Below are 5,724 nucleotides of genomic sequence, written 5' to 3'. Positions count from 1 at the left end.
CGGCACGGGTCCTCCGCCCCGCGCCGCGAGCAGGCAGGCGCACGCGCACCGCACTCGCCGGTGTGCTCGCCCTGGTGCTCGCGCTCATGCTCGGCACGGCGCCCGCGTCGGCGCACAACGTGCTCATCGGGTCGAGCCCGTCCGACGGCGACCAGCTCGACACCCCGCCCGAGACGGTGACGCTCACGTTCGACCAGCCGGTTCAGGACGCGGGCACCAACGAGATCGCCGTCACGGGTCCCGACGGCGGGAACTGGGTCGAGGGCCCGGTCCGGGTGGACGGCAGTGACGTCACCGCGGCGCTGCGCCCGCTCGGCCCCGAGGGCGAGTACGTCATCGGGTTCCGTGTGCTCTCCGCCGACGGTCATCCGGTCTCCGACGAGATCCGGTTCACCCTGACCGAACCCGGCCCCGGCGCCGCCGGGCAGACACCGGGCACGGCACCAACGGGTGAGAGCCCTCCCCAGGCACGCGAGGTGCCGGAGAGCGTCGTCCCGGACGGCGCCGACGAGGCGGCGGACCAGGACGGCTCGGACGGTGGCATCCCGGTCTGGGTCTGGGTGATCGGCGCCGTCGCGCTGCTCACCATCGGGCTCGCCGTCGCGCTGCGGATGGGGCGTTCCCACGAGGAGTGAGCCCGTCCGGCTCCGGCGAGCGCCGCGGCACCCGCGATCCGGCGACCGCCGCGGTGCCGGGTGTGCGGCCGGGTAGTCGTCCGGATGCCGATGGCCGGCGGAGTTCGGCGGAACCGAACTCCGCCGGCCACACCCGGTGCGAGGCGGCCACTCGGCGAAGCGACGAACGGCGCGAATCCGTCGCCGAATGCGCGCCGATTGCGTCGTTCAGCGGTACCGCACCCACCGTGTGTCCGACCGGCCCGCGCGCAGATCGTCCAGCCTGCGGTACAGCTCGTGCCGCACCTCGGGGTGACTGCGCAGGATCGGCAGCACGCTCGTGGTCAGCTTCAGCTCCCGGGCCGCCCGCAGGGTGGCGAACCCGTCCCACTCCGTGATGTCGACGCCGTAGCCACCGGCCAGGTTGCGGTACCACGCGGGCGGGTCACCGAAGCGCTCCCTGCCCACGGCCAGCGGCGTGAGGTCCCATTCCGGCGGGCCGTGACAGCTCGAATCGAAATCGCACAGCACCGGACCGTCCGGCCCGACGACCACGTTTCCGGGGTGGGCGTCGCCGTGCACCAGACACGCGGGCAGCGGGAAACGCAGTGCCGCCAGCCTGTCGGAGACCTCGGCACACCGGTCGAGCAGGAAACGCCGGTCGTCCTCGGCCAGTTCCTCGGCGTCCGCGATGCGCGCGCGGACGTCCACCAGCGGTTCCCACGGGCCGACCCCGTCGGGCACCGGGAGCCGATGGACCTTCCTGAGCAGCAGGGCCAGCTCCGCCGTGGTGGCCCTGCGGCCGACGGCGGGCACGCGGTGCCACACCGTCACCACATGCTCGCCCACGGACAACGGCTGAGCGAGGCCGTCGAGCAGCCGCACCGCGGGCACGCCGTGCCGGGCGAGGTGCTCGGCGACCGCGACGACCTTCCGTGCCCGGTGGCGCAGGGTCCGCGAGCCGACGATGCGCACCACCACCGGCTCCCGGGCCAGCGAGTAGACCGCGTTGTTGGTGAAACGCACCAGCGTCGCGCCGCGCGGGTCGAAGCCCAGCCGGGCGCACACCTCGTGCAGCACGGTGTCGAGCGTCCCGCGGGTGAACCGGCCCTCCACACGCCTGTCCTCGCCGCCGCACGCCCGTGCCGTCAGGCGAAGAACCGCGTCATCCGTTCGGCGAGGTCGCGCGCGTCGCTGTTGTTGCTGCGTTTGAGCGCCTCCTGCTTGAGCGGTTCCATCCGCTTCTCGACGCGCGCCGACTTGAGACCGTCCGCGCAGTCGAGGGCCTTCCCACCGACCTTGGCGCCGTGGTCGATGTCGCCTTCGAGCATGTGGTTGGTGGCCAGCATGCTCAGGCTGAACGTCTTGCTGCGCGCCATGTCCTCGCCGTAGGAGTCGGTGGCCTTGCGCAGCGCGGGAATCGCGTACCGGGTGTGGGAGGGGTCGGCCTGCTGCGCCAGCGCGGTGTGCACCGTGCCGACCATGGCGTGGACATCGGTCTCGTCGAAGAAGCGCACCCACGACTCGGCGTTGGCCAGATCGGCCCTGCCGAACTCGTCCCTGGTCCGGCCGAGCAACTTCACGGCCTGCTCGGCGTTGCCCATCATCGCGTAGGCCCACGCCTCGTTCGCACAGAGCACGGCCACCGCCAGCTCCGAACCCGACTCCTGCGCCGCGATCTGGCCGAGCTGGAACAACTTCAGCGCGTCGTCCGGGGCCTCCTGGTGCAGGTAGACCCGGCCCATGCGGTACAGGATGTTCGCCACGAGCGGGTGGTTCTCGCCCTGCTTGGCCAGGTCGAGTGCCTGCGCGAAGTGGTTGCGCGCCGAGTCGACGAGGTCGATGTCGAAGGAGGTCCAGCCCGCGAGGCTGTGCAGGTCGGCAAGGGCGACGTAGAGGCGGGACTTGACGTTCTCCGTGCCGCTGGCCTGGAGCATCTGCTGGCCCCACGAGAGCTGGGCCACGACCGCGTCCCGGCAGAAGCCGCCGCCGTACTGGTAGTCGAGCGCGCGCAGCGCCCTGGTCGCCGCCTCGACCTGCCGGACATCGGTGACTCCGATGCGCCCCGGCGCCGGTGTCCTTGCGGGATTCGCCGCCCAGGCGGACGCGGTCGGTCCGAAGACCGCGGCCCCCATGGTGACCTGGGCTGCGTGCGCGAGGAACTTCCGTCGTTTCACGGACTCGTCCTCCTCAGCTTGCTGCTCGTCGGCCGCGCCGACCACGTCGTTCCGCGTGCCCTCGTCGTAGGCGAGGCCCATGTATCCCCGGGGGATGTGCAGGCCACCGCAGATGCGCGAGAGCACGTCGTAGGCCATGACCTGCCGACCCTTGAGGATCTCCGACACCTCGGACTGCGACTGGCCGGTCATCGCCGCGATCTGGCGTTGCGAAATGCCGTTCTTCCGCAACTGCCGGTAGACCTCGCTGATGTCGCGATCGGCGAGCGCGTCGCGCATCTCGGGGCCTTCCCAGACCTCGGGATCGATGCGGCCGTGCCGGTTGTCCTCGTTGGTGTCGGTGTCCATTGCGCCCCTCCACGTCGGCGTCGGGCGTCGGTGTGCAGCGTAAGCACAGTCCATCTAACCGCGCGAAAACCCGCTCGGACAGCTCTGATCGGTCGGGGCGAACTCTGGTGACCGTTCGGCGTCCGGGCCGAGCCGGTCGCCGCTGCGCGACCCACTCGGGGTTGGATCGACGTTCGTTTCGCCGCAATGTTGGGTATCAAGAGGTGCGTGGCCGGACGAACACCGTCCGCGACCACACCTGGCGGCCCGGACAGGCGGGCGCGAGGCGGAAGGCACACCCGGGAGGACGTGGTGTACGTGCACTCGATCACAGCCGACGGTGCTGCGACCGACACGTCGCCCGTCCTGCGTGTCGCGGGCGAGTCCCGAGGGCCGGGCGTGCGTGACCCCTACGCCGACTCCGTACGCCGCCACGAGGGCGGCCATACGGTCTGGCGTGTGCAGTGCGGTGACCTGATCAGCAGGCACCGGTGCGTGACCGTCTTCGTCGAGGACGGCGAGGTCGTCCTCGTCGGGCCTCCCGGCGAGACGGCACGGTTGAGCCGGTCCCAGCTGACCCAGCTCAAGGCCGCGCTCGACGAGGCCGCCGAACTGGCGGAAAGGTGACGGTGAGTTCCAGGTGGATCAGATCCTCGGGCAGGTTCTCCGCGACGCCGTGTGGGAGCGCCTCGACATGCTCTGCGACCTCGCGGACCGCGCGGACGCACCGTCGCTGGTGTCCGTGGCGCGCTCCGAGTTGCCACGACTGGCCGAGGGCTGGCGGGTGATGCTGCGGGCGCACGAACCGGACGAACGCGGCGACTGCCCGACGTGCTCCACCCGGTGGCACCGGTGCAAGGCGCCTTGCGCCGTGTGGCAGGTCGCGCACGACCACCTCGTCGCGGGCGGACTGGCACACACCCGGCCGAGGGCTGCCACCGCTCCCACTTCCCCGGTCCCCCCACGAGTGCCGGAGCAGCCACGGGGCAAGCGCGGCGCGGCCCCGTCCACACCCCGCCACACCCTGGCCGGAGGGCAACGGCGATGACCCACGCGCCGTATCCGGCAACCCCGTCCGACGACGGCCCCCGATCACCGGCGGCCGGCTCGTGCGTACCCCCGAGCGTGACGAGTCCGGCCGCCGGTCCCCCGGCGACCCCTTCCGCGATTAATCGGAAAAATCCGCCGCACACTCTGGCGGCGAACCCGTACGCCCGTTAGGTTGGCGGCCGAGATCACTTCCGCCGCGGCGGAACCGCCGGACAACAGCACACCGCACAACACCACAACACGACACCGCGCGCCCCGCCCGCGGTGCGGCCCCGAACTCCGCGGGCCGGTGCCGTTGCACTCCCCCTCCCCCCGACCGGCACCGGCCCGCGGTCCCATTGGCGCTCACCGCGCGTCCCGACGGCCGCGTGGGTGGTCACTCGACCGTGGCGCCGGGGGTGGACACGATAATGTCCGTGCCTGCACAGCAAGGAGCACGACGTGTCCGACAACCCCACGGTGACGCCCCCGTACCCGCCCGCCGACGCGGCGAATCCCGAGCCGACGCCGCTGCGCAGGCGCCCGGTCCAGCGCCGCAGCGCCAAGCGCGTCGAGCGGATGCTCGACGCCGGCGCCGAGCTGCTGGACGAGGTGGGCTACGAGTCGCTCACCACGACCATGATCGCCAAGCGCGCGGGCGTGGCGGTGGGCTCGCTGTACCAGTTCTTCCCGGACAAGCGCGCCGTCGTGCAGGCGCTGACACAACGCAACCTCGAACGGTTCGTCGCCGCCGTGAACGACCGGCTGAACTCGCTCGGCCCGGAGCACTGGTGGGACGTCGTCGACTCCCTGCTCGACATCTACCTGCGGATGCACCGCGAGGTGCCGGGCTTTTCCCAGGTGCACTTCGGCGACGCCGTCGACCTGCGACTGCTCGACGACCGCCGCACCAACAACCGCGTGGTCAGTGATGCGCTCGCCGACCTGCTCACACGGCACATCGCCCTGTCGGCCGAGGAGGTCGCCCTGCCGATCTCGATCGCCGTGGAGGCCGCCGACGGCCTGTTGACCCTCGCCTTCCGCGTCGACCCGCAGGGCGCCCCGGACGTCATCGCCGAGACGAAAACACTCATCAAGGGCTACCTCGCGAGCAAGTTCGGCGAGTGAGCCCGCCGTCGGCAGGCACCGGCTCAGCCGAAGGCGTGCCCCTCCCCCCGGTAGGTCGGCACGGTGCGCTCGATCCGCGCGTCCGCGACGAGGTGGTATTCGGCGATGTGCTCGGCCAGCTCGCCCGCCTTGGCGTGCCGGAACCACACCCGGTCACCGAGCCGCAGGCCCCGCGCCGCCCGGCCGGCCACGGGCGTCTGGACCTCACCCGCGCCCTCGACGCCGAGCAGCCGCACACACATCTGGAGTAGCCGTGATCGACGAGACCCTCTTCGACGCCGAAGAGAAAATAGAGAAGGCGGTGTCCTTCGCGAAGGAGGATCTGTCGTCGGTGCGCACCGGGCAGGGGCCACACCGACCATGTTCTCCCGCATCACCGTCGGCGGCGTCGAGCACCCGCTCGCCGTTGGCCGAGGACGTCACGACCCCGACGGCCAGCCCGTGCGCGC

Annotated in this window: 6 protein-coding genes and 2 pseudogenes; 5 read left to right on the top strand and 3 right to left on the bottom strand. The window is 71.7% G+C overall.

Going from position 1 to position 5,724, the window contains the following annotated elements; all coding sequences use genetic code 11:
* Window positions 1–86 precede the first annotated feature (86 nt).
* Window positions 87–635 (top strand): copper resistance CopC family protein, encoded by a 549-nt coding sequence (locus tag SACSA_RS0104665; protein ID WP_048876432.1) that lies wholly within the window; start codon window positions 87–89, stop codon window positions 633–635.
* 207 nt (window positions 636–842) lie between these two features.
* Here the strand turns inward: SACSA_RS0104665 and SACSA_RS0104660 are convergent, their stop codons facing one another.
* Both SACSA_RS0104660 and SACSA_RS0104655 read right to left on the bottom strand, forming a co-directional pair.
* Entirely contained in the window at window positions 843–1,730 is an 888-nt protein-coding gene (locus SACSA_RS0104660; protein WP_019813936.1) for a phosphotransferase enzyme family protein, read from the bottom strand.
* Between the two features lie 32 nt (window positions 1,731–1,762).
* Window positions 1,763–3,139, bottom strand: a complete 1,377-nt coding sequence (locus SACSA_RS0104655) for a helix-turn-helix transcriptional regulator (protein ID WP_019813934.1) — start codon at window positions 3,137–3,139, stop codon at window positions 1,763–1,765.
* 288 nt (window positions 3,140–3,427) lie between these two features.
* Between SACSA_RS0104655 and SACSA_RS0104650 the strand changes: the two genes are divergently transcribed.
* The 3 genes from SACSA_RS0104650 to SACSA_RS0104640 all read left to right on the top strand — a co-directional run bounded on the left by SACSA_RS0104650 (window position 3,428) and on the right by SACSA_RS0104640 (window position 5,275).
* Window positions 3,428–3,745: a hypothetical protein gene (locus SACSA_RS0104650; protein WP_019813932.1), complete on the top strand. Its 318-nt coding sequence runs from the start codon at window positions 3,428–3,430 to the stop codon at window positions 3,743–3,745.
* A 13-nt stretch (window positions 3,746–3,758) separates the two neighbouring features.
* Window positions 3,759–4,166 (top strand): hypothetical protein, encoded by a 408-nt coding sequence (locus SACSA_RS0104645; protein ID WP_019813931.1) that lies wholly within the window; start codon window positions 3,759–3,761, stop codon window positions 4,164–4,166.
* 443 nt (window positions 4,167–4,609) lie between these two features.
* Entirely contained in the window at window positions 4,610–5,275 is a 666-nt protein-coding gene (locus tag SACSA_RS0104640; RefSeq protein WP_019813928.1) for a TetR/AcrR family transcriptional regulator, read from the top strand.
* A 23-nt stretch (window positions 5,276–5,298) separates the two neighbouring features.
* Here the strand turns inward: SACSA_RS0104640 and SACSA_RS0104635 are convergent.
* Window positions 5,299–5,511: pseudogene (locus SACSA_RS0104635) on the bottom strand (amino acid deaminase/aldolase); the annotation flags it as partial.
* 17 nt (window positions 5,512–5,528) lie between these two features.
* On the opposite strand from SACSA_RS0104635, the pseudogene SACSA_RS24385 reads away from it, so the two are divergent.
* A pseudogene (locus SACSA_RS24385) lies at window positions 5,529–5,724 on the top strand (ribosome recycling factor); the annotation flags it as partial.

Origin of the sequence: Saccharomonospora saliphila YIM 90502, assembly GCF_000383795.1 — a bacterium.
GTDB lineage: Bacteria > Actinomycetota > Actinomycetes > Mycobacteriales > Pseudonocardiaceae > Saccharomonospora > Saccharomonospora saliphila.
Note: the sequence above shows the minus strand (reverse complement) of the source record. Positions and strands in the feature narration are given on the sequence as shown.